The organism is Herbiconiux gentiana, assembly GCF_024978135.1.
In the GTDB taxonomy this organism is placed as follows: domain Bacteria; phylum Actinomycetota; class Actinomycetes; order Actinomycetales; family Microbacteriaceae; genus Herbiconiux; species Herbiconiux gentiana.
Map to the genome: position 1 here is coordinate 580,435 of NZ_JANTEZ010000001.1, position 21,727 is coordinate 602,161.

Consider the following 21,727-nt stretch of genomic DNA (forward strand, 5'->3'; position numbering starts at 1 on the left):
GGCGATTTTCGACGGGTCGACCACTCCGGGCTAGGCCGAGACCTCCTCGGGGCGGGGGAAGCGCGCGAAGAGCTTGTCGAAGACCGCGTGGCGGTCGAACTGCAGAGCGTACTCGCGCGCCTCGTCGGCCCACTGCCGCCGCTCGTCGGGCGTGGTGTGCAGCACCGCCCGGTCGATGGCCGCCGCCACCGCGTCGGGGTCGTTCACCGGCACGACGATCGCGTGGTCGCCGATCGCCTCGCCGATGCCGCCGGTGAGGGTGGTGATCACGGGCCCCCCGCCCGCGAGCATCTTCTCGGCCAGCGCGATGCCGAAGGTCTCGACGAATTCGGGGCGCGGCTTCGACGGGAGTACGAAGGCCGCGCATCCGGCCATCAGGTACGGCTTCTCGGCGTCGCCCACGTCGTCGAGGAAGCGGATGCGGTGCGCCAGCGGCGAGGCCGCCGCCAGCTGCTGCAGCGCCTCGGCCTGCGGCCCGCGCCCGGCGATCATCAGCGGCAGCTCGGTGGTGCGCCCCACCTCGCTGCGCTCGAAGCCGGCGATCAGGTCGTCGACGCCCTTCGCGTCGGTGAGTCGTGAGAGGAACAGCAGGTAGCCGTCGTCGACGAGCCCGCGCGACTCGAGCTCGGCCGCCTTCGACCCCGGGTCGAGGTCGAGGTACTGCGCGGCGTCGATGGCCGGGTACGAGACCTCGATGCGCTCCCGGCACTGCGCCGCGAAGCGGGTGCCGTGCTGCTCGTCGACCCGCTCGGCCTCGCTGATGATGAGGTCGCGGGTGTACTCCGAGACGGCGACGCAGTGGTCCTGCGACAGGTATGACGAGAGGATGTGTGCGGCCGCCCCCAGCCGCCCCTCCTCGACCGCCGTGCGCACCACGTTGGTGACGTCGCTGCCGACCGCCTCGGCGATCGTGGTGACGTTGACCGGCAGTCCGGTGCCCCAGGCCGCGCGCACGGCGTCGGCGACCGCGATGGTGTGCGGGCTCAGGTAGAGCGACAGCGCCACGGTCGGCACGCCGTCGGTGAAGAGCTCGACGAGCCGGCCCGTGATCCCGGCGAGGTAGCGCCCGTCGGGCACCTTGTAGTCGCCGACCGGGGCGGGGCGCTCGACGATGATGCCGTCGCTGTAGGGCAGCACGGTGTCGAGCGGCTTGAGCGGCAGCCCGGCCGCCTCGAGGCGGTCGATCGGCCAGGTGACGAGGCGCACCTCGTCGAAGCCGCGGGTGAGGGCGGTCTCGGCGAGGTTGCGGCCCTCCACCGAGTGGCCGCAGATCACCGGATCGGCACGGACCACGATGACCAGGCGGTTGCGGATGGCGTTCATGGGGTGTCTCCTGTCGTGCGGGCGGTGCCCGGCTGCTCGGTGGTCGGCGGGATGGTCGGCGGTGTGGATCGGTCGGTGGGTTCGAGGGCCTCGTCGGGAGCGGGCGGCGGAGCATCCGGAACCTCACGATGCAAAGGCTCGGCGTCGGCGGCGGAATCGGCCGGGTGGTCGGTCTGCAGCGCCTCGGCCACGAGCGACGCCACCTGCTGCGCGGTCGCGAACGCCGCGGCCGCACCCGCCTCGGCGGAGGTCGGGCCGGCGGCACCGGCGGCGACCGGGTGCGACGGTGGCAGATGGCGGGTGCCCCAGTCGCTGGGTGCCGGCCCCAGCTCGACGACCAGCTGCCCGCCCCGATGCCACTCCTCGCCCGTGAGGTGGCTGCGGTCGAGCGGATGCCCGTTCAACCACATGCGCTGCACGTACTGCACCGGCCCGCCAGCGACGGGCTCGACGAAGTTCTCGGTGCGGATGGTGAAGTCTCCCCCGGCGACCGCCACCGTCACCTCGCGGAACGACGGAGCGTTCACGAGGAACAGGTTCTGCCCCGCGACCGGGAACACCCCGATCGACGCCCAGACGAACCACGAGCTGAGCCCGCCCGAGTCGTCGTTGCCGGGCAGCCCGCCGCGACCGGTGCCGAACTGCTGGTGCACGATGTCGTGCACGATCTCGGCGGTGCGGTCGGGGCGGCCGGCGTAGTGGTAGGCCCAGGGCGCATCCATGTCGGGCTCGTTGTTCAGCCCCTCGAAGCGGCCGAGCACGTAGCCCGCGAGCAGCTCCTGGGCGTCGGGCTTGTTGCCCGGCTGCACCACGGGCTCGGCGCCGTAGCCGAAGAACGTGTCGAGCTGCTCGACGAAGCGGTCGCGCCCGCCGCTCACCTCGATTCGGCCGGCCATGTCGTGCTGCAGGCGGAAGGAGTAGTTGTAGCGGCTGCCCTCGTAGTAGGTGCTGTCCTTCAGCAGGCCGCTCGTCGGGTCGTAGGCGTTGATCCACCGGGCGGCGAGCGCCTCGAACTGCGCCGCGAGCGCCGTGTCGCCGACGTGCCGGGCCACCTTCGCGGTGCACCAGTAGCCGAACGCCAGGTCGAGGGTGTGACTGATCGGATGCGCCTCCCCCCGCAGCAGGAACTCCTCGCCGTAGGTGCGGCGCAGGTCGTCGCTCATGTGCACGAGCGCCCACTCCCAGTCGATGCCGGGCAGACCCGCCTGGCAGAGCTCGGCGAGGAAGGTGTGGGCGAGCGCGCTGCCCTGCCGGGAGAAGCGGTCGCCACCCCGGGCGAGGCGGTAGCCGATCGGGAAGTTCCCCTCCTCCTCGCAGATGGTCAGCAGCGCGTTGGCCAGCTCGACCGCCTTGTCGGGGAACAGGGTGATCAGAAGCGGCAGCTGGGTGCGGTAGATGTCCCACATCGTCGACAGGTCGAAGGCGAACGGGCCCTCGCTCGGCCAGAACGGGCTCTCGGAGTCGGCGAAGCAGGGCTTGATCAGCGAGTGGTAGAGCGCGGTCGAGAAGACCGTCTTGCGTTCGGGGCTCGGCGTCTCGACCGAGATCGTCTTGAGGTGCTTCCGCCACGTCTTGCGCGTGCGCTCGCGCCGGGCCTCGAACCGGCCGGGGCCGGGGCCGCAGTCGGCGCGGAGGTTCGCCTCGGCCTGCTCGCCGCCCCGCAGCGAGAAGCCGATGCGCAGCTCGATCGTCTGGCCGGGCTCACTCGGCCCCGCCCACATCAGCCCGAACGGCCGCAGGGTCGTCGGGCGGATGTGATCGAGCGCCAGCTTCGTGCCTCCGGGCATCAGCCGCCGGTCGTACCAGAGCATCTGACGCCACTGCGGGGTGTCGCACTCGATGTGCACGGCGATCGGCGCCCCCTCGGCGACGATCTCGCCGCGTGCGACGCCGGGCTCGAGGGTCTCGAGGTTCGCCCGAAGGGGGATGGTCGCTCCGTAGGGAATGCCGAGTCCGCCCAGCGAGAAGTCGATCACGACCCGGGCGTTCGCGTGGCGGGGGAAGGTGTAGCGGTGCACGGCGCTCTTCGGGCCCACGGTGATCTCGGCGGTCACACCCGAGTCGAGCGTGGCCGAGTAGTAGCCGGGGCTGGCCTCCTCCTCGGTGATGTCCCAGGTGCGGCCGAGAACGTCGAGCGGTTCCACCATCGGGGTCACCCGGAAGTAGTTGTAGTACTTGCGGATGGCGCCGGTGCCCGACTGCTGGAAATGCGTGAAGCCGCTCGCCAGCAGGGTGTCGTGGATGGTGCTCGGCACACCCTCGAGGCTGAGGTCGTAGCGGCCGTAGCCGGTGGGGTAGCCGCCGGAGTAGGCGCAGGCCGAGACCATGCCGAGCGGGTAGGTGGCTCCCGGGTGGGTGTTGCCGATCTGGGGCTTCGGCCACCACCAGGTCGCCGCTAGGCCGGTCTGCGGCGGGAGCGCGGTGGCCTCGGTGCCGATGAAGGGGTCGACGCGGTCGATCATGCGCTCGGGCTCCTTCGGCTGGTGACGGTGGCGTCTTTGTCTGGGGTGATCGTCGGAGCGTAGGTTCCGCCGGGTACCGCGCGGTGAACCGAAGGTGGACGGACGGCGAACGGATGCGACGGACGGGGCTGGTGCGGTCTCATGGGGCTCCTCGTGGTCTCGGGTCGGGTCAGGGCGGGGGCGCCGTGAGCAGGGCGGCGCGCTCGGCGAGGTACGGGCCGAGCGGTGTGAAGGCGTTCTCGCCGGGCTGCGCGTTCCAGCGCACGGCGACGGTGTCTCCGCGGAGAATGAGGAGTGGCGTCCGATCGCCCGCCTGCACCGCCTCAGCCTGAGCGCGCAGGGTCGGCGGGTCGAGGGCGAGGTCGACGGTGTCGAAGTTCACGGTGTCGCCCTCGGCGAAGCGTCCGTAGGCGGCGCGTCGGTGGTCGCGTCGCTCCTCGGCCCGGGGGTTCTGGTTCGTCACGCGGCCGGGTTCGATCGCGCGGGTGACCTGGCCCACGCCGTGCAGCCGGGCATCCGTGTCGAGCAGGAGCACGCCGAGCCGCCACACACGGCCCAGCGGCCTCATCACCGGCCCGCGCCGGACGCCGAGGATTGCGCGCCGCTCCTCGAACCGGGCCAGGGCCTCGGTTCGGGCATCCGCCCCCTGCAGCGCCGCCACCGTGCCCGCGAGCAGCTCGTCGAGCCCGGCCGCAACGGCGGCGTCGCCCTGCTCGGTGCCCCCGGTGGTGCCGTTCATACGACGACGCTACCGGTCGCCCCGTTTCGCCCGTGTTACCGGATGCCCGCCCGCCGCTCGAGGGCCCAGCCGACCGCGAGCGCGCCGAAGGCGACGGCACCGGCTGGGAGGCCCAGTGCCCCACCGACGACGACACCCTGGATCACACCGACGAGGGTCGGCAGCCAGGCCGTCAGAGCGCCTGGGTCATCCGGCCATCGGAGGGACGTCTCGAGGACCGCTGCCACGACTCCCAACCAGGCTCCGGCGAGCATCCCGCCCGGGACGACCCAGATCGCCTGGGCGGGTCGCGGTAGTTCGCGATCCGCTCGCCGGCTCCTCATGACAGGCTGCGGTCTCGCTTCGTCGGAGATCTCGTTCCGACTTCGGCGCCCGAGGCCGTCGATCACCGCGAGGCCGACGACGCCGTGCGCGAGGGCGACCGACGCCAGGCCGATCAGTCGAGCATCCGGGGGGAACAGGACGAACACGTAGGCCCACAGAGCCGGAACCAGGCCCGCTGTCGCGAGCGCGACGGACCAGCCGGCCCGAAGGCGCACCGCCCACGCCACCAGCAGACCGAGCGCTGCCGGCACCGCGATGAGGCCGCCGGAGACGGCGCCGACGGCGGTGCCGATGATCATCGCCGTGCTGGTCAATCCGGCGGAACCGGTGCCGCCGGCACTCGACGGGTCGACCAGCTGGTCGGGCAGGAACACCGCCACCGCCTGGAACGATCCGATCAAGGCGCCCTCGAAGACCCCACCGGCTACGGCGAGCAGGGCGAAGTAGGCGGCGGGCGCCCGGGCACTGCGTGGTGCAGCGCCCGGGGCCCGGCCGTCAGACGAGATCACACACCGCCGCCGCCCGAGGCGCCGGCGTGGTCGGCGACCCGCTGCCAGAAGAGCATCCAGTTCGCACCGGCGACGCGGGAGTTGGCGATGTTGACGGCCGGACCGTTGTCGACCTTGACCATCGCGTGCACATAGAGATGAAGGTAGCCGCTCGGGTCGTTGTACCAGGAGAAGGTGATCAACGATCCTGCGCCGTCGAAGTGACCGGGCAGGGCGACGAACTGCATCGCTCCCCCGTTGGCGGTCTGCACCTTGACCGGGGCGGCGAAGGCCTGCAACGAGAACGGGCTCGCGTTCAGGTTCAGCACCTGGCCGTCGACGGGGTAGCCGCGTGGCGCCCCGAAGATGGGGAAGGAGCAGTTGAAGCAGCTGTGCAGCAGACGACTGGCGGCCAGGTCGGTGGCCTTCGGGTAGCGGGCGCTGTAGAGCGGGAGCGCCGCCGAGAAGTCGTAGGAGTAGTACCAGTTGGGGTCGAGGAGCACCGGGTACGCCGTCTGCGCGTCGAGGTCGACGTGCTGGGTGAGGGTGTCGCCGGTCCACTCGTAGCGGGTGGGGAGGTCGCGGCCCGCGGCGTCGCGCGCCCAGGGGGCGGCGAGGGTGCCGATGTAGTGATGGGCGGCGTCGGCGAGGAGGGTGTCGCCGTCGGGGAGCTCGGTGCGGGTGGTGCCGTCGGGGAGGTCGAAGGTGTAGTCGAAGGCCGTACCGGCGTCGGGGCCGGACAGGGCGGTGAGGAGCCGGACGCCGTTCGTCAGGGGCTGCACGTAGGCGGCGGCCGTCTGGCCGATCGAGAACGCGTCGATGCCCGCGGTGGTCGACGCCTGCCGGCTCGTGGCGCCGTCGATCGTGATCGTCGTCGGGAGCCCGGCACCCTCGGTCTGCGCAGGCGAGAGCTCGACGGTGGGGGCGACGCCGCCGGCGTCGAGCCGCAGCTCGAACGGGCGGGCACCCTGCGCGGCGGCGATCGCATCGGCCTCGGCGACGGTCGCCGGGCGGCTCGTCTCGGCGAGCAGCTCGGGGGCGACCCGGCCGATCACCGCCGCCGGGTCGGTGATGGGCGCGTTGAGGGTGGATGCGCTCGCCGGACCGCCGGCCGGGAGCGTGATCAGGGTGGCCGCCGCAGCGGTCGCGACCACGGCCAGCGCAGCGGAAGCACGCCGCAGCATGGGTCGGTGGAGTCGTGACATCGAGTGACCTTTCATCGGAGTGGACCGTTCCCCCGGGCCTGACCGCGATCACAGCATAGACACATATGGCGTTTGCACCACATGCTTTTTCGATTAATCCTCCGTTTTTGTTCGACCTCTCGAAATGACCCTCCGACGTCAGCGCATCAGGGCGTGGGCAGCGGCGTCGCGAGCGGGTCGCAGTGGGTAAGGTCGGTCTGCGCGAGGGGCTCCCCCTCGGCGATGACGTAGGTCACGAGCAGCACCACGGTCGCCCGACCCCCAGTTCGGGTGCGATGCGCCGCGCCGGGGCCCGCGACGAGGCGGCCTCCCCTACCCTGAGGGCGGATGCGGCAATCGCCGGCCTCGGGCGGCGGCGACCACCCGTCCCGGCGACGCGGCCCGCGATCGCCGCACAGTGAGCACCGGCCCGGGAACAGCCGCATGTCCAGCAGCAGGGATCTCCTCGAGCACCACCGGTCGGCCGGGCGCGTCGTCGGAGTGGTCGCGGGCGTGCTGGCGCTGCTCCTCGGCGTCGCCGCGGCGCTCGGGCTCTGGCTGCTGCCTCCCGTGCTCGCCGAGACACCGCGCGAACGCCTCACCACGGCAGCCCCGACGGTCACGGTGCACGATGACACCACCGCAGCCACGATCACTCCGGGGGCGGGGTGGCTGCTGCTCGGGGTCGGCCCGTTCCTGGCGACGGATGCTCGGACCCTCGTCTCCCCCGACGACGCCTACCGCCTCGTCCTCACCTTCGAGCCCGCCGCCCTGCCGCCCGCTGCGCCCGGCACCACCCCGCTGGGGCTCGAGCCGGACGCGCTCGACGACCTCCTCGCCCGAACCGGCGTGACCTCGGGCGCCTCAGCGACCTCGGGCGCCTCAGCGACCTCGAGCGACTCGAGCGCCTCGGGCAACTCGGCGACCTCGAGCGCCTTGAGTGGCTCGGCGACCTCGGCCGCTTCGGGTGGCTCGAGCGATGGGCGGGCCGGCGATGCGTCGCCGACGGCCACCGCTCCCGCCGTTCCCACCGGGTCCCGCACCGAGGTAAGGCCGACCGGGTCTCCCGCCGAGGTGCGGCCCACCGTGGAGTGGAGCCGCGAGGTGCTGGCGAGCGGCACGACCGTCACCTATGCCGACGTGGTCCACGGCCCGGACACCACGACGATCGCCTTCGTCGCTCCCCCAGCCTCCCTGCCCGGCGCGCCCGCGGTCGCCCTCGTCGCCACGACAGCCACCGCCGACGCCGCGCGCTACCGCACGGTCACCGCCGACCTCGCCGCCACGACCACCTTCGCCCCCGCGTCCCCCGGCACGACCACACCCGCCGGTGCGGCGCCATCGACCCCCGCGGCAAGGCCAGCCTCGACCCCACCCGCCGACGCGGCACCACCGACCCCCGCGGCATGGCCAGCCTCGAGCCCAACCGCCGGTGCGGCACCGTCGGCCTCCGCAGCAGGGCGAGGCTCCAGCCCACCCGCCGGTGCGGCACCGTCGGGTGTCGCAGCATGGCGGGCCTCGAGCCCACCCGCCGGCGCAGCACCGCCCGCCCCCGCAGCGGGGCCAGTCTCGACCACATCCACTGGCGCCACACCGTCGGCGCCCGAAGCAATGCTGGCCTCGTGAAGCGACAGGGACTAGGCGCCGACGGGGGCGGGTTCCGCACCGTGCGGCGGAGGGTCGGCGCGTCCATCGGCGCGGCGGCGGTCGTGGGCGTGCTGGCCGGGTGCGCGAGCGTTCCGCCGGCCGCCGGCACGTGGGAACCGCGGCAGCCCGAGCCGGCCGTCGTGACCGTGACCGTCGATGGCGGGGCGACCACCGCATCCGGAACCGTCGGCCAGGAACCGCCACCGCAGTCACCCGCCGGATTCGACGCCCGCCTGCTCTACAACGGCGACACCGCGTCGCCCGTCGCGGCGCGGTGGGGTGAGATCCCGGGCAACCCGGGCTTCACCGAGATGCTCCGCGGCCGGGTGCTGGCAGCGGTCGCCGACCATGCGGCGGCGACCGGCGTCGCCTTCACCCCGGCCGCCGACGCTCCCACGCTGTCGCCCGAGACGAGGGGCTGCGTCGCCGGATCCACCTCCCGCCCCGCCGCCGAGCTCCTGGCCGACCCCGCTTTCACGCCTCCGTCCGCGAGTGGCGCGCCGACCCTCACCGTCACGTGCGAGATCGTCGCCGGGGCCGGCACGGTCATCGCCCAGGCGATCCGCTTCGTCACCTCGGCAGCCGGCCAGGTCTCCTCCGACGAGACCACCGTCTACTTCGCCGAGACCTCGGGCGCGTTCACCGTGACGAGCGACGCCTTCCTCAGCGACGACGGCCTGCGCCAGCTCCTCCGCGACATCGTCCAGTCGCTGAAGGCCGAAGCCGGAGCCCTGCGCCCCGAGATGGTGCAGAGCACCGACGACTTCGTCCCCGAGCAGCTGCGCGACCTGTTCTCCCACCTCACGCTCGGCGCCGACGGCTCGCTCACCGTGCGGGTCGCCGCCGGATTCACCGTCCCCGAGCTCGATCAGCTGGCCGCCGCACGCGCCGGTGTCGACGAGCCGCACGTCGTCACCGTGCCCGCCGACCTGGCGACACCGCTGCTCAGCGAGCAGGGCCGGCAGATCCAGGCGGCGCTCACCTCGGGAGCGCCGCTCTCCCTGCCCGCGGCCGGCCCGCGGGGCGACGAGGACGTCGACTGCACGGTCTTCGCCTGTATCGCCGTGACCTTCGACGACGGACCCGGCCAGTACACCGGCGCCGTCCTCGACGCCCTCGCCGAGCGCCGGGCCGCTGCCACCTTCTACGTCCAGGGCTACCGGGTCGAACAGAATCGCGGGATGCTCGTGCGCGCCGACGCCGAAGGACACCAGATCGGCAACCACACCTGGAACCACCCCGACCTGACGAAGCTGCCCGACGCGGAGGTGAGGTCGCAGCTCGACCGCACGAGCGCCCTGATCCGGGCGACGATCGGCGCCGCGCCCACAACGTTCCGCCCGCCCTACGGCGCCGTCGACAAGCGGGTGCTCGACGACACCGCGCTGCCGGCCATCCTGTGGACCGTCGACACCCTCGACTGGCAGCTCCCCGACGACGACGTGCTCCTCGGCCGTGCAGTCACGAGTGTCGACCCGGGCGACATCGTGCTGCTCCACGACGTGCACGAGAACACGGCGCGCATGACGCCGGCCATCCTCGACGGCCTGCTGGGGCGCGGATTCACGCTCGTGACCGTGGAACAGCTGCTCGGCGGCACGCCGTCACCGCACACGACGACCCGCTCCCGCTGACCGAGCTACGACCCTTGACGGGTCGCTCTTTCCGGCCTAACGTACAACCAAATGGTTTCACGACTTCTGGATCCCCCAGCACCGCTCGCCGGCACCGACGCCGACGCCGTCTTCCGGGCGCTGGCCGACGGCACCCGGCGCGACATCCTGCGGCGCACCCTCGGCGGCGAGCACTCGATCAGTGCGCTCGCCGAGCGCTACGAGATGAGCTTCGCCGCCGTGCAGAAGCACGTGGCGGTGCTCGATCGCTGCGGGCTGATCGAGAAGCAGCGGTTCGGCAAGGAGCAGCTCGTGCGCGCGCGGGTGGAACGCATCGCACAAGCCTCCGGGCTGCTCGCCGAGTTCGAGCAGCTCTGGCGCGATCGCGTGGGCCGCATCGACCTGCTGATCGCAAGCGACTATTCCGCAGAAGCATCCGACCACTCGCCGAACGACGAGCCGACCCCGAACACCTGACGAAAGGACGTCACCATGCCCGTCATCAGTTCCGAACGCGATACCGAGGCGCTCGCCCTCACCGTCGTCGCGCGCTTCGACGCCCCCGCCGAGCGGGTCTGGCAGGTCTGGGAAGACCCGCGGCAGCTCGAGCGCTGGTGGGGTCCGCCGAGCTGGCCGGCGACCTTCGAGCGCCATGACTTCGTCCCGGGCGGGGAGTCGCGCTACGTGATGACCGGGCCCGACGGCACCCGTGCCGGCGGCTGGTGGCGCGCCATCGACGTCTCCCCGACCCGTCGCTTCGAGTGGGCGGACGGCTTCGCCGACGCCGAGGGCGAACCCGACCCCTCGATGCCGGTGACGCATGCCGTCGTCACCCTCGAAGAAGCGGATGGGTCCACGACGATGACCACGGTGTCGACCTTCGCGTCGCTCGAACAGCTGGAGCAGCTGCTCGCGATGGGCATGGATGAGGGGATGCGTCAGGCGATGGGCCAGATCGACGGCCTGCTCGAGGAGTGACCGCCTGACGTCGCGCTCAGACGGCGCCGAGCGCCTCCAGCAGGGCGGCCGCCTTGAGCTCGACCTCGTCGTACTCCTCCTCGGGAACGGAGAGCGCGGTGACGCCACCGCCGACGCCGATCGTGGCCCGGGTGGCCCGGTTGGCCCGGGTGGGCGGCGTGGGCGGCGCGCCCGGCGTGTCGGCGTGGGCGTCGACCCCGGCACCACCGGCATCGACCGCTGCGTCGAGCACGATCGACCGGATGGTCATCGCGAGGTCCGCGTCGCCGTCGCGGCCGATCCAGCCGAACGCCCCCGAGTAGAGTCCGCGAGCCCGCTGCTCGAGTCGGTCGAGGATCTCGACCGCACTGCGCTTGGGCGCCCCCGTCATGGACCCCGCCGGGAACGTCGCGTCGAGCACCTCGGCGACGCCCGCCCCCGGTCGCAGCCGCGCGGCCACGGCGCTGACCAGCTGATGCACCCGCGGGTGCGTCTCCACCTCGAGCAGCGACGTCACCTCCACCCCGCCCGGCACACTCACCCGAGCCAGGTCGTTCCGCATCAGGTCGACGATCATGACGTTCTCCGCGCGCTCCTTGACGCTCGCCGCCAGCTCGGCGCGCAGGGCGGCGTCGACACGCGCATCCGTCGATCGCCGCCGGGTGCCCTTCACGGGATGGGTCGAGACCGCACCGCCGGCGACCCGCACGAATCGCTCGGGCGACGAGCTCAGCAGCGTGACCCCGCCGATGCGCAGCACGCCCCCGTGCGGGGCGGGCGAGATCGCGCGCAGGCGGTCGTAGATCTCGAGGGCGTCGAAGCCGGCGGCGGATGCGGTGGTCACCTCGATCTCGGTCGAGAGGTTCAGCACGTAGGCGTCTCCGCGGGTGATGGCCGCCTGGCAGGCTCGCACGGCATCGAGGTACTGGTCGCGGGTGTCGCGCCAGCGCACGGTCGGGCGCTCCGGCAGAGGATCGAGGTCGGGAGACTGCGAGACGGGTTGGGTCGGATTGGCAGCGAGGGCCTCCAGGGCCGCGGCGATTCGTCGGCGCCAGGCGTCGAGTTCGCCCGTCCACGCCGACCCGATCGCGAGCAGTTCGACCCGCCGCGCGCCCCCGGTGATCGGCCCCAGCGCTATGGCGCGGTCGACCACGAGGAACGCGGCATCCGGATACCGGCTCGGACGTGCATCCGGAACCCCCATCGTCTCGCGGGCGACCTCGTACCCGAGCCAGCCCACGAGGCCCGGACGGAACGGCGGAGCGTCCGCGTCGACCACCAGCGGGTCGGTTCGCCACGCCCGCTCCTCGGCGGCGAGCGCCGGGAGCAGCGGACCGTCGAGCGGCCATCGCGACCCCGTGCCGATGATGCTCCACCCGTGGGCGTCGTCGAGCCAGAAGGCGTCGGCGGCCGGGTCGCCGTGCAGCGCGCGGAAGACGGTCGCGGGATCGAGGGCCGCGGCCCCGGCGACGGAGTGACGCAGCAGCCGCGATGCCATGCCCCGAGTCTGCCACGCCCCGGTGCGGAGGGTCGGCGACGGGAGGTGAGCCGGGACGCGCATCCGGGGTCTCATCGGGTCGTTCAGCGGCCTCACGCCTCAGTCGCTTCCCAGGGGAAGTGATTATTGTTCGGAGTACTACCACCCGGTACCCGCTCACGCCCGCCCCGCTCCCCGAAACGAGGAAAATTGGACGTCCCCGGATACGTCTGGACGCTGACCATCGTCGGCATCATCGGCCTGCTGGCCTTCGACTTCGTCTTCCATGTGCGAAAAGCGCACGAACCGACGTTGAAAGAGGCGGCCATCTGGTCGTCGATCTACGTCGGCATCGCCATCCTGTTCGGCATCGGCGTTCTCGTCTTCGGCGGCGCGACCGCCGGCAGCGAGTACTTCGCCGGCTACATCACCGAGAAGGCGCTGTCGGTCGACAACCTCTTCGTGTTCCTCATCATCATGTCGAGCTTCGCCGTGCCGCGCGCCGACCAGCAGAAGGTGCTGCTGTTCGGCATCGTCTTCGCGCTGATCGCCCGCACCGGCTTCATCCTCATCGGTGCCGCCGCGATCTCGGCGTTCTCCTGGGTGTTCTACCTGTTCGGCGCCATCCTGATCGTCACGGCGATCAACTTGCTGCGACCGCACGACGAGCACGCCGGCGACAGTCTCATGGTCAGGCTCGCGAAGCGCCTGGTGAAGACGAGCGACCGCTACGACGGCGACAAGTTCTTCACGATGGAGAACGGCAAGAAGGTGCTCACCCCGATGCTGCTCGTCATCGTGGCGATCGGCCTCACCGACATCCTGTTCGCGCTCGACAGCGTACCGGCCATCTACGGCCTCACCGAGAACGTGTTCATCGTGTTCACCGCGACCGCCTTCTCGCTGCTGGGTCTGCGTCAGCTGTACTTCCTGATCGACGGGCTGCTCGACCGGCTGGTGTACCTGTCGATCGGGCTGGCGGCGATCCTCGCGTTCATCGGCGTGAAGCTCGTGCTGCACGCTCTGCACGAGAACACGCTGCCGTTCATCAACGGCGGCGAGCACGTGGAGGTGTTCGAGATCAGCACCGGGCTGTCGCTGTCGGTGATCGTGGGCATCCTGGTCGTCACGGTGGTCGCATCGCTGCTGAGCCCCAAGGGTCGCGCGCAGAACTTCGCGGCGGCCATCCGACGGCACGCGGGCGACGCCGTCGACACCTCGAAGCCCGAGCCCGAGCGGGCCGCCGCCTTCGACCGCCTGCAGGAGACCCACTCGAAGGCCGAGGCGCTCCCGCCGAAGCATCGCGAGGCGGTACTCGGCGACGAGTCGCTGAAGGCGGCCGTCTCCCGGGCGCACGAGGAGCACCCGACGCGCTGACCCGCGTCCTCTCCTGCACGTTCCGCGGCCGCCGCCGCTCGTCCACAGTCGTGGGTGGGCGGCGGCGGTTCGTCGTTTCCGCGGCTATGCTCTCCGTGTCCGAGGGAACGGGCTGCGGGATCGGAGTGCTCTGCGATGAGCGTTCGTACCCTTGCCGTCGAGAGACGGCGCGCGAGCGGGTCTGTCGGCGGGCTTCGTCGTGAGGCCTGAGATGGTCGCCGCGTGGGCTGTGCTGGTGGCCTCGTTGGTTGTGCTGGTGGCGATGTTGGTCGTGGCGTCGGTGGCTGCTGCGCGGGTCTCCGCGTCGTCGCGGCTGCGAGCGGGGCGTCTGCCGTGGCGTCGGCGCCGGCGCCGCGTCGCGCCGTTCGCTTCACTCGCCGGTCAGGGCGCTGATCGGTGCGCGTGCTGGCGCGAAGGCCACGCGGCGCACCCTCGTGCGCACGACGGGCCCTCACTAGCCCGATGTCAGGCCGACGGATGCGCGTCCCTCCCTGCGCGGGCTCCCGACGGATGCGCGTCCCTCCCTGCGCGGGCTCCCGACGGATGCGCGTCCCTCCAACCGGGTGTGACCGACTCCGCTGCGCGCACCTCACGCCCCTTCGTGACGGGCCGTTCCGGCGTGACGGAGTTCCCTGAGCTCGATGAGAACGACGACACGATCGTCACCGTCCGCTTCGGTGGTCCGGACGATCCGACGCCGCGCCGCCGCTCGCCATCCGGGGGCGGTCATGGGCCCGCGTCAGCACTGCGCGCCCCGATCGACAGCCGGTTCGCGTTCCGGCCCGAGTTCGCCCGGCACCCGCCCACGCCTGGGCCGGCCGACTTCGACTTCACCCTCCCGCCCCGGGAGCGGCAGGCGCCGCCGATGCTCGAGGTGGAACTCATCCCGCTCGAGCCGGACGAAGAACCGTGACGGGCCCGAATGCATCACCAGCCCCGGGCGTCGGTTGCCACACTCTCCGTCTGCCGGGTCGCGCCATTGGCGACCCCGGCCACTCTCACGACGGGCGCCTGGTGCGGTGCTCGAATCGCGCGGCCGCAGCCACCGGGCTCGTTCAGTCTCGAGGTCCGTCAGCGGTGGAGACGGGCCACCGTGGACTGATCAGCGGGACTGTTCGAGCGCCGTCTTGGCCGCCGGAAGTGTCGCGTGCAGCCCGAGGTCGAGGCCCCAGGCGGTGGTGACCGCGAAGCCGCGCCCCCAGTTCTCAGACACGATGCCGAGGGGTTCGCCCTGAGCACCCGACGCGACCCAAAGTCCGGCCTGCACGCAGCGCCAGCCGACGGCCGACTGGCTGCGGTTCTCCGCGCGCGGTTCGGTCCTTGTGTGAGTGCGCTGCGGGGACGTCGTCGGCACCGTCGCCTCCATCGTCGTCTTCGCATTTCCGATCATCAGCGACCGCCCTCCACTTGTGATACTTCTACAGACGCCCGATCCGCGCGTTCGGCCACCCGCTTGACACAATTCGCGAACTGCGTACGCCGTCAGCGGCACCTGCGGCTCTCCCTGAGAAGCCGGTCGGTGTGGATCCCAAGTCGCGAGTCATGTGCCCCGACCGTCGCCGACGTGGGGATCCGCCTTGGATCAGGCGCGCGCAATGATCCCGAACATGGCGAGTTCGGGCGAGTCGTATTCGCCCGCTTCGGACCCCCGCGCATCCGTCGCCCGATAGCCACCGTCGCTCTTCGCGATGGCGCCCACCAGATCGTCGGTGCCACTGACGCGGACATCCCAGGTCGAGCCCGAGGTCTGCACCATCACGACGTTCTCGGCGTCGGCTCCGACGATGGTCGGCGGATGCTCGGGATCGGGCCGGCCGCCATCGCGCGTGTAGGGCTGTCCTGCCGTGTCGGGGCCGCCTGCGGAGGTGTAGGTATCCGAGGCGGCGGGGTCGCTCGCGGTGTCCGTCACTCGGCGTCGGCCTCGGGCTCGGTGGCGGGCACGCCGTCCGGTCCGAGATCGGACTCGATGTCGTAGGGGTCGGGCCCCGTGTCGGCTGATCCACCGGGCGAGGCCGGCTCGTGCCCCTCGGCCCCGTTCGCCTTCGCGCTGTCCTTCGCGTCGCTGCTCCCGCTGCTGACGTGGTCGTCGCTGCTGACGCCCTCGTGCTGCTCGCCGCTGCCGTCGTGATGCTCGGTCATCGCTGCCTCCCGTCGAGCCGCACCGGATGCGCCGCCCACCTCCACCCTCCACCCTGCACCCGGTCGCCCCCAGCCGCCCGCCCCACCCACCGAGCCATCCCGCCCCCAGCCGCCCTGCCAACCCTCCGAGCCATCCCGTCCCGGCCGCCCTCCCACCCGCCGAGCCGCCTTGGAGCCCACCACCGCCCGCCCCACCCGAATACCCTGCCGGGCCTCATCACCCACCGCCGCCGCCCGAATGACCTGCCGAGCCGCCGTGCGATCGCCGCCCGCATGCGACCGCGGCCAGCGCACCGCCGGGGCCGACCCACGGCGTCCACGGCCATCGGGCAGACTGGTGGGCTGTCGAGAGGAGCCCCATGCCGTCCACGCCACCATTGACCATCACCGCAGCGCCCGCCCTGGACCCGGTCGCCGAGGCCTTTCGTGCGTTGTTCATCGCCGGCGACGACGTGGGCGCATCGCTCGCGGTCCACCGCAACGGCCGATCGCTGTTGACCGCAGCCGGCGGATGGGCCGACACGGCTCGAACCCGCCCGTTCACCACCCGCACGCTCAGCCGCGTCTTCTCCGCCGGCAAACCCATCGCCGCCCTCACCGCCCTCACCGCGGTCGCCGACGGACTCCTCACGCTCGACGACCCGATCGCCCGCTGGTGGCCTGCCTACGCCCACCACGGCAAGGGCAACACGACCCTCCGCCAGCTCCTCAGCCACCGCGCCGGTCTTCCCGCCTTCTCCCCCGCCGCCTGGCCCCTCGACGCCCTCGACACCGACGCCCTCCTCGCCGACCTCGAGTCGAGCGCCCCGATCGGCCCGCCCGGCGAGGTCATCGCCGAGCACGCCCTCACCTACGGCACGCTGATCGACGGGCTGCTCGCGAAAGCGGGGGCTCCGGATGCTCGGACCGCCGCCGCGCAGCTCGCCGCCCTGTGGCGCACGGAATCCACGCTCGGCGACGGCCCGATGGAGCTGCAGTTCGGGGTCGGGCGGAACGAGCATCCGCGGGTCGCCGACCTCGAGGTGGTCGACCCCGACTGGTCTGCCCCCTATCTGGCCCGCGAGAGCAGTCGCCGGATGCTCGACCGCCCGCCCGGCCACCTCGACCCCGCCCGGCTGAACTCACCCGCCTGGCGCGAGGCGTCGATACCGGCGACCGGGCTGTTCACGACGGCGTCGAGCCTCGCGCGCTTCTACGACGACGTGCACCGGGCCGACGGGCGCGTCGCCACGCGCATCGGGCCGACGTTGCACGCCGAGTACCTCGCTCCGCAGGCGGTCGGCCACGATCTCTTCGTCGACGGTCCGGTGGAGTGGTCGCTCGGCCTTCGGGTCGACGGCGGCGAGATCGGCATGGGCGGTATCGGCGGCAGCGCGGCCTGGTACTCGCCGGAGCACGACTACTCCTTCGCGTTCGTCACCCGCTCGCTCGGCACCTTCGCCCGCGTCGACGCGCTCGCCGACGCGGTGGAGGCGGCACTGGCGGCCGCGCCCGCCTGACGACAGCGCTCTCGTAAGCTCGCCGGCACGCATGCGGTCGCGCTCAAGCGCCTTCGCCGGCACGCACCGCCGGGCGGCAGCGCTCGCGTGCGCTCGCCCGTGCGAACAGGCACGCACCTCGGTCGGGTCGGATCAGCGCGTGCGCGCCACCAGGTCCGATACCGCCGCGGGCGACAGCTGCAGCGCCCCGAGCGACCACGCCCGCGGGAACGCGAGCACCAACCGCGGGTACCCCTCGATCGCCACGGCGACCGCCGCGTCGCCGCCTGCGAATCCGCCACGCTCCTCCACGTCGAGGCGCGCGTAGGTGGTGTCGAAGGAGACGACCTCCGCGCCGTCGCGGGAGAGCAGGGTGAGCACTCGGGGGCTGAAGGAGGCGTAGAGCGGGCCGGAGAAAGTGGGAAGCGGCCGCCCCGTGTCGAGCCAGTAGCGGTCGGCGAAGGCGTCCAGACCGCCGACAGCCCGCGCGCGCACGATCGTCGACTCGGGGAATCGGCGCCGCAGCCGGTTCAGGCGCACCTGGCCCAGTGCGGCGAGCAGCACCACGACGACGAGGCCGACGACCACCACCGCGGTCGCGACGCCCACCACGGCAGGCGCGCCGGCGAGGTCGGCTGTGCCGGTGCCGGTGCCGGTGCCGCCCACGCCGTCGGCACCGCCCGAACCGCCTGGCGACGTGCCCGACGCCCCCGCGAGCCGCACCGCGTACCACGCCCAGTATCCCGCGAACACCAGGCTGGTCAGCCCCGACAGCGCCCAGACCGCCATCATCAGCCTTCGATTCACGTCCGCCTCCGCCTCTGATGCATTCGCTGCATTCGCTGAGCTCAACAGGACCGGCGAGCCACATGATCCAACCAGCCGGCGAGCCCGCGAATTCACAACCCGACAGGCCCGAACAACCCACCGAAGCCCCCGCGGGCCCGAAAGAAGCCCCGCTCAGGCCCCGCCCGAACCCTAGCGCCCCAACCGCGTCCGACGCCGAGAGCCCGCCCCGAGCATCCGCCGACCGACCAGCGATCGAGACAGGGGGATCGACAAGAGAGCGCTCTCACAGGCATCATGGGCGAGGGCGCACCGTAGCGCCCACACGAATCGCGACGGCCAGGCGCCGTCGTCAGACCGAAAGGCGACACCCCCGGTATGAGCTCCACCACCGGCAACCCCGACTACCGCGACTCGGGGCTGACGTTCCCCGACGGCTTCCTCTTCGGCTCCGCGACCGCGTCGTACCAGATCGAGGGCGCCTACGACGAAGACGGCCGCGGCCCCTCGATCTGGGACACCTTCAGCCACACCCCCGGCAAGGTCTGGAACGGCGACACCGGCGACGTCGCCGACGACCACTACCACCGCTGGGAGAGCGACCTCGATCTGATGGTCGAGCTCGGCCTCGAGTCGTACCGGTTCTCGATCGCGTGGCCGCGCATCCAGCCCACCGGCCGCGGCCCGGCCGTGCAGGAGGGGCTCGACTTCTACTCGAAGCTCGTCGACGGCCTGATCACCCGAGGCATCACCCCCATCGCCACCCTCTACCACTGGGACCTGCCGCAGGCCCTCGAGGACGAGGGCGGCTGGACCGTGCGCTCGACGGCCGAGGCCTTCGCCGACTACGCCCGGCTCGTCGGCCAGGCCCTCGGCGACCGGGTCGCGGTGTGGACCACGCTGAACGAACCCTGGTGCTCGGCCTACCTCGGCTACGGCTCGGGCGCCCACGCACCGGGCGTCACCTCGCCGCTCGCGGCTCTGAAGGCGGTGCACCACCTGAACTTCGCGCACGGACTGGCCATCGAGGCGCTGCGCGAGGTCGTCACGAACGACCCGCAGTACTCGATCACGCTGAACCTGCACGTCTTCCGCGGCGACGGCTCCGACGGTGCGGAAGCGGTGCGCCGGGTCGACGCGATCGCCAACCGCGCCTTCACCGGGCCGCTGCTGCACGGCGCCTACCCGCCCGACCTGTTCGCCGACACGGCGTCGATCACCGACTGGTCGTTCGTGAAGAGCGGTGACCTCGAGATCATCCAGCAGCCGCTCGACGTGCTCGGCGTCAACTACTACTCCACAACCCTGGTGGCGGTGTGGGACGGCGTCTCGCCTCGTCAGATGGCGGATGGCCATAAGGACGCAGGTGGCTCGCCGTGGCCGGGCGCCGACGACATCGAGTTCCTGCCGCAGCCGGGCCCCTACACCGCCATGGGCTGGAACATCGACCCGTCGGGACTCGAGGAGCTGCTGCTCGCGCTGCACGCCGAGTTCCCGAACCAGCCGCTGATGATCACCGAGAACGGTGCCGCCTTCGACGACTCGGTGACGACGGATGCCGACGGCGAGGCGAGGGTGCACGACCCGCTGCGGGTCGACTACCTGCGCCGCCACTTCACGGCCGCCCACCGCGCTCTCTCGGCCGGCGTCGACCTGCGCGGGTACCAGGTGTGGAGCCTGATGGACAACTTCGAGTGGGCTTACGGGTACTCGAAGCGGTTCGGGATCATCCACGTGGACTACGAGACGCAGGTGCGGACGCTGAAGGACAGCGCGCGGTGGTACGCGGCGCTGATCGCGTCGCGGACGATCCCGGGGGCGTGAGCGCGGCGTGAGCGCGGCGTGAGCGCGGGGTAGGCGGCCGGCGGGCGGATGTGCGCCCGCGAGGCCGCCCGCCCCACCCAAGTTAGGGCACCCTCAGGTCGAGGCGATAGCGTCGAGTCCATGACCGACGCCGTCGCCTCCCCCACCGCCCCAGCCCGCCGTCCCCCGCGCCCGCCCCAGCCGCAGCGGGTGCTGCAGGTGCGGCGCACCGAGCAGCTCACACCCCACCTCCTGCGGGTCGTGGCGCACGGGGAGGCGGTGGCGAACATCCCCTCGTCAGACCACACCGACCGCTACGCGAAGCTGCTCTTCTCCCCGGCCGGCTCGACGCTGCGGCCGCCGTACGACCTCGCGGCCCTGCGGGAGACGCACGACACCGCCGAGCTGCCCACGCAGCGCACCTACACCGTGCGCCGGGTCGACCACGAGCGGGGGGAGGTCTGGATCGACTTCGTCGTGCACGGCATCGCCGGCGTCGCCGGCCCCTGGGCGTCGGCCGCCCGGCCCGGGGACGATCTGGTGATCTCGGGGATCGGATCGGGCTACTCCCCCGATCCCGCTGCCTCGTCGCACCTCTTCGCCGGGGACGAGTCGGCCGTGCCGGCCATCGCCGCCGCCCTCGAGTCGTTGCCCGCCGACGCCCGGGGGCTTGCCCTGATCGAGGTCGACGGGCCGGCCGACGAGCTGCCCCTGACCGCGCCGTCCGGCGTGGGAGTCACCTGGGTGCACCGCGGCGGAGCCGTCGCCGGCGTCTCGACGGCCCTCGTCGACGCCCTCACCTCGCTGCCCGCGCCGAGCGGCGACACCCAGGCCTTCGTGCACGGCGAGCGCGGGGCGATGAAGGCGCTGCGGCCGCTGCTGCTCGACACCTGGGGCATTCCCCGGGCCCGCCTGTCGCTCTCGGCGTACTGGGCGCACGGCCGCGCCGAGGACGCCTTCCAGGCGGAGAAGCGCGAACCGGTCGGGCAGATCTTCCCGGGCTGAGCGGGGCCGGCCGTCTCTGTGCTTTCCCATCCGGTCGCCGTAGCGTGAAGCGCATGACCCGCCCCCGCCGCCGACCCGAGCCCGTCTACGCCGCCGCCATCGCGATCGGCCGTACCCTGTTCGCCTCCTGGCGCCTCAAGCGCCACGCGACCGGCCTGTCGAACATCCCCGACACGGGCGGCGCCGTGATCGCGATGACCCACTTCGGCTACCTCGAGTTCGCGCTGGTCGAATGGCAGACGTGGCTGCACAACCTCCGGCGCATCCGCTTCATGGCCACCAAGCGCGCCTTCGACAAGCCCGTCGTCGGGTCGTTGCTGCGCGGCATGAAGCACATCGAGGTCGACATGTCCGCGGGCGGCTCGGCCTACGCGGCGGCCGTCGAGGCGCTCCGCCGGGGCGAGCTGATCGGCGTCTTCCCCGAGGCCGGCGTGAGCGCGAGCTTCACGGTGCGCTCGCTCAAGACCGGCGCCGTGCGGCTCGCGGCCGAGGCGGGCGTGCCGGTCATCCCGGTCGCGGTCTGGGGCGGTCAGCGGCTCCTCACCAAGAACCGCAAACTCAGGATGCGCGACCGCATCGGTGTGCCGGTGCACTTCTCCTTCGGCGCCCCGCTCGTCGTCGCGCCCACCGACGACCCGGGCGAGGCCACCTCCCGGCTGCACGACGTGCTCGTGTCGCAGACGGATGCCCTGCAGCGCTCGTATCCCGTCGACGGGACGGGGGCGTGGTGGCAGCCGCGGCACCTCGGCGGCACGGCGCCGACCCCGGAGGAGGCGGCGGCCGCCGACGCGGCCCGCGACGCGCGCCGGGCGACGGAGGCGGCGTCCCGCTCCTGAACCGACCCCCCTGTCCGGGGACTTCCCCGACATCCGTCGACATCTGTAGTGTTCGAGGGCCCGATCGCCCGACGACCCGATTGCGACCC

Annotated in this window: 20 protein-coding genes; 10 read left to right on the forward strand and 10 right to left on the reverse strand. The window is 72.3% G+C overall.

Going from position 1 to position 21,727, the window contains the following annotated elements:
• Nucleotides 1-30: 30 nt before the first annotated feature.
• From NVV95_RS02660 to NVV95_RS02680, 5 genes are all read right to left on the reverse strand, one after another.
• Complete coding sequence (locus NVV95_RS02660) at nucleotides 31-1,323, reverse strand: glycosyltransferase (RefSeq protein WP_259484981.1); 1,293 nt, start codon at nucleotides 1,321-1,323, stop codon at nucleotides 31-33.
• Nucleotides 1,320-3,785, reverse strand: a complete 2,466-nt coding sequence (locus tag NVV95_RS02665) for a glycoside hydrolase domain-containing protein (protein ID WP_259484982.1) — start codon at nucleotides 3,783-3,785, stop codon at nucleotides 1,320-1,322. Before NVV95_RS02665 ends, NVV95_RS02660 begins: the two co-directional genes overlap by 4 nt.
• Before the next feature lie 169 nt (nucleotides 3,786-3,954).
• Nucleotides 3,955-4,524, reverse strand: a complete 570-nt coding sequence (locus NVV95_RS02670) for a hypothetical protein (RefSeq protein ID WP_259484983.1) — start codon at nucleotides 4,522-4,524, stop codon at nucleotides 3,955-3,957.
• Between the two features lie 35 nt (nucleotides 4,525-4,559).
• Nucleotides 4,560-5,357: a hypothetical protein gene (locus NVV95_RS02675; protein ID WP_259484984.1), complete on the reverse strand. Its 798-nt coding sequence runs from the start codon at nucleotides 5,355-5,357 to the stop codon at nucleotides 4,560-4,562.
• Nucleotides 5,354-6,541: a hypothetical protein gene (locus NVV95_RS02680; RefSeq protein ID WP_259484985.1), complete on the reverse strand. Its 1,188-nt coding sequence runs from the start codon at nucleotides 6,539-6,541 to the stop codon at nucleotides 5,354-5,356. Before NVV95_RS02680 ends, NVV95_RS02675 begins: the two co-directional genes overlap by 4 nt.
• 423 nt (nucleotides 6,542-6,964) lie before the next feature.
• On the opposite strand from NVV95_RS02680, the gene NVV95_RS02685 reads away from it, so the two are divergent.
• The 4 genes from NVV95_RS02685 to NVV95_RS02700 are packed head-to-tail and all read left to right on the forward strand — an operon-like array spanning nucleotide 6,965 to nucleotide 10,758.
• Nucleotides 6,965-8,146, forward strand: coding sequence for a hypothetical protein (locus NVV95_RS02685; RefSeq protein WP_259484986.1), 1,182 nt, complete (start codon nucleotides 6,965-6,967; stop codon nucleotides 8,144-8,146).
• Nucleotides 8,143-9,801 carry a polysaccharide deacetylase family protein gene (locus NVV95_RS02690; protein WP_259484987.1) on the forward strand — a complete coding sequence of 553 codons (1,659 nt, stop codon included), beginning with the start codon at nucleotides 8,143-8,145 and terminating at the stop codon, nucleotides 9,799-9,801. Before NVV95_RS02685 ends, NVV95_RS02690 begins: the two co-directional genes overlap by 4 nt.
• Before the next feature lie 51 nt (nucleotides 9,802-9,852).
• Nucleotides 9,853-10,257, forward strand: coding sequence for an ArsR/SmtB family transcription factor (locus NVV95_RS02695; protein WP_259484988.1), 405 nt, complete (start codon nucleotides 9,853-9,855; stop codon nucleotides 10,255-10,257).
• A 15-nt stretch (nucleotides 10,258-10,272) separates the two neighbouring features.
• Nucleotides 10,273-10,758, forward strand: coding sequence for an SRPBCC family protein (locus tag NVV95_RS02700; RefSeq protein WP_259484989.1), 486 nt, complete (start codon nucleotides 10,273-10,275; stop codon nucleotides 10,756-10,758).
• A 16-nt stretch (nucleotides 10,759-10,774) separates the two neighbouring features.
• Here the strand turns inward: NVV95_RS02700 and NVV95_RS02705 are convergent, their stop codons facing one another.
• Entirely contained in the window at nucleotides 10,775-12,235 is a 1,461-nt protein-coding gene (locus tag NVV95_RS02705) for an anthranilate synthase component I family protein (RefSeq protein WP_259484990.1), read from the reverse strand.
• Between the two features lie 189 nt (nucleotides 12,236-12,424).
• Here NVV95_RS02705 and NVV95_RS02710 point away from each other — a divergent pair, with 189 nt between their 5' ends.
• Nucleotides 12,425-13,591: a TerC family protein gene (locus tag NVV95_RS02710; RefSeq protein ID WP_259484991.1), complete on the forward strand. Its 1,167-nt coding sequence runs from the start codon at nucleotides 12,425-12,427 to the stop codon at nucleotides 13,589-13,591.
• A gap of 565 nt (nucleotides 13,592-14,156) precedes the next feature.
• Entirely contained in the window at nucleotides 14,157-14,504 is a 348-nt protein-coding gene (locus NVV95_RS02715) for a hypothetical protein (protein WP_259484992.1), read from the forward strand.
• A gap of 189 nt (nucleotides 14,505-14,693) precedes the next feature.
• On the opposite strand, the gene NVV95_RS02720 is transcribed toward NVV95_RS02715, so the two are convergent.
• From NVV95_RS02720 to NVV95_RS02730, 3 genes are all read right to left on the reverse strand, one after another.
• Nucleotides 14,694-14,981: a hypothetical protein gene (locus NVV95_RS02720; RefSeq protein ID WP_259484993.1), complete on the reverse strand. Its 288-nt coding sequence runs from the start codon at nucleotides 14,979-14,981 to the stop codon at nucleotides 14,694-14,696.
• 192 nt (nucleotides 14,982-15,173) lie between these two features.
• The gene (locus tag NVV95_RS02725; RefSeq protein WP_259484994.1) at nucleotides 15,174-15,500 is read right to left on the reverse strand and encodes a hypothetical protein; all 327 of its coding nucleotides are present in this window, start codon (nucleotides 15,498-15,500) and stop codon (nucleotides 15,174-15,176) included.
• Complete coding sequence (locus tag NVV95_RS02730) at nucleotides 15,497-15,730, reverse strand: hypothetical protein (RefSeq protein WP_259484995.1); 234 nt, start codon at nucleotides 15,728-15,730, stop codon at nucleotides 15,497-15,499. The genes NVV95_RS02725 and NVV95_RS02730 overlap by 4 nt, the downstream gene beginning before the upstream one ends.
• A 359-nt stretch (nucleotides 15,731-16,089) precedes the next feature.
• On the opposite strand from NVV95_RS02730, the gene NVV95_RS02735 reads away from it, so the two are divergent.
• Nucleotides 16,090-17,229, forward strand: coding sequence for a serine hydrolase domain-containing protein (locus NVV95_RS02735; RefSeq protein WP_259484996.1), 1,140 nt, complete (start codon nucleotides 16,090-16,092; stop codon nucleotides 17,227-17,229).
• Nucleotides 17,230-17,361: 132 nt separating this feature from the next.
• On the opposite strand, the gene NVV95_RS02740 is transcribed toward NVV95_RS02735, so the two are convergent.
• The gene (locus tag NVV95_RS02740; protein ID WP_259484997.1) at nucleotides 17,362-18,015 is read right to left on the reverse strand and encodes a hypothetical protein; all 654 of its coding nucleotides are present in this window, start codon (nucleotides 18,013-18,015) and stop codon (nucleotides 17,362-17,364) included.
• 357 nt (nucleotides 18,016-18,372) lie between these two features.
• Between NVV95_RS02740 and NVV95_RS02745 the strand changes: the two genes are divergently transcribed.
• The 3 genes from NVV95_RS02745 (at nucleotide 18,373) to NVV95_RS02755 (ending at nucleotide 21,638) form a co-directional block, all read left to right on the forward strand.
• Complete coding sequence (locus NVV95_RS02745; RefSeq protein ID WP_259484998.1) at nucleotides 18,373-19,818, forward strand: GH1 family beta-glucosidase; 1,446 nt, start codon at nucleotides 18,373-18,375, stop codon at nucleotides 19,816-19,818.
• A 120-nt stretch (nucleotides 19,819-19,938) separates the two neighbouring features.
• Nucleotides 19,939-20,802 (forward strand): siderophore-interacting protein, encoded by an 864-nt coding sequence (locus NVV95_RS02750; RefSeq protein ID WP_259484999.1) that lies wholly within the window; start codon nucleotides 19,939-19,941, stop codon nucleotides 20,800-20,802.
• A 53-nt stretch (nucleotides 20,803-20,855) separates the two neighbouring features.
• Complete coding sequence (locus NVV95_RS02755; protein ID WP_259485000.1) at nucleotides 20,856-21,638, forward strand: lysophospholipid acyltransferase family protein; 783 nt, start codon at nucleotides 20,856-20,858, stop codon at nucleotides 21,636-21,638.
• Nucleotides 21,639-21,727 lie beyond the last annotated feature (89 nt).

What these genes read in the sequence shown, in the direction of transcription:
- NVV95_RS02660 (WP_259484981.1), bottom strand. Translation starts at nt 1,323, where the DNA reads ATGAACGCCATCCGCAACCGCCTGGTCATCGTGGTCCGTGCCGATCCG.
- NVV95_RS02665 (WP_259484982.1), bottom strand. Translation starts at nt 3,785, where the DNA reads ATGATCGACCGCGTCGACCCCTTCATCGGCACCGAGGCCACCGCGCTC.
- NVV95_RS02670 (WP_259484983.1), bottom strand. Translation starts at nt 4,524, where the DNA reads ATGAACGGCACCACCGGGGGCACCGAGCAGGGCGACGCCGCCGTTGCG.
- NVV95_RS02680 (WP_259484985.1), bottom strand. Translation starts at nt 6,541, where the DNA reads ATGTCACGACTCCACCGACCCATGCTGCGGCGTGCTTCCGCTGCGCTG.
- NVV95_RS02685 (WP_259484986.1), top strand. Translation starts at nt 6,965, where the DNA reads ATGTCCAGCAGCAGGGATCTCCTCGAGCACCACCGGTCGGCCGGGCGC.
- NVV95_RS02695 (WP_259484988.1), top strand. Translation starts at nt 9,853, where the DNA reads ATGGTTTCACGACTTCTGGATCCCCCAGCACCGCTCGCCGGCACCGAC.
- NVV95_RS02700 (WP_259484989.1), top strand. Translation starts at nt 10,273, where the DNA reads ATGCCCGTCATCAGTTCCGAACGCGATACCGAGGCGCTCGCCCTCACC.
- NVV95_RS02705 (WP_259484990.1), bottom strand. Translation starts at nt 12,235, where the DNA reads ATGGCATCGCGGCTGCTGCGTCACTCCGTCGCCGGGGCCGCGGCCCTC.
- NVV95_RS02720 (WP_259484993.1), bottom strand. Translation starts at nt 14,981, where the DNA reads ATGATCGGAAATGCGAAGACGACGATGGAGGCGACGGTGCCGACGACG.
- NVV95_RS02730 (WP_259484995.1), bottom strand. Translation starts at nt 15,730, where the DNA reads ATGACCGAGCATCACGACGGCAGCGGCGAGCAGCACGAGGGCGTCAGC.
- NVV95_RS02735 (WP_259484996.1), top strand. Translation starts at nt 16,090, where the DNA reads ATGCCGTCCACGCCACCATTGACCATCACCGCAGCGCCCGCCCTGGAC.
- NVV95_RS02745 (WP_259484998.1), top strand. Translation starts at nt 18,373, where the DNA reads ATGAGCTCCACCACCGGCAACCCCGACTACCGCGACTCGGGGCTGACG.
- NVV95_RS02750 (WP_259484999.1), top strand. Translation starts at nt 19,939, where the DNA reads ATGACCGACGCCGTCGCCTCCCCCACCGCCCCAGCCCGCCGTCCCCCG.
- NVV95_RS02755 (WP_259485000.1), top strand. Translation starts at nt 20,856, where the DNA reads ATGACCCGCCCCCGCCGCCGACCCGAGCCCGTCTACGCCGCCGCCATC.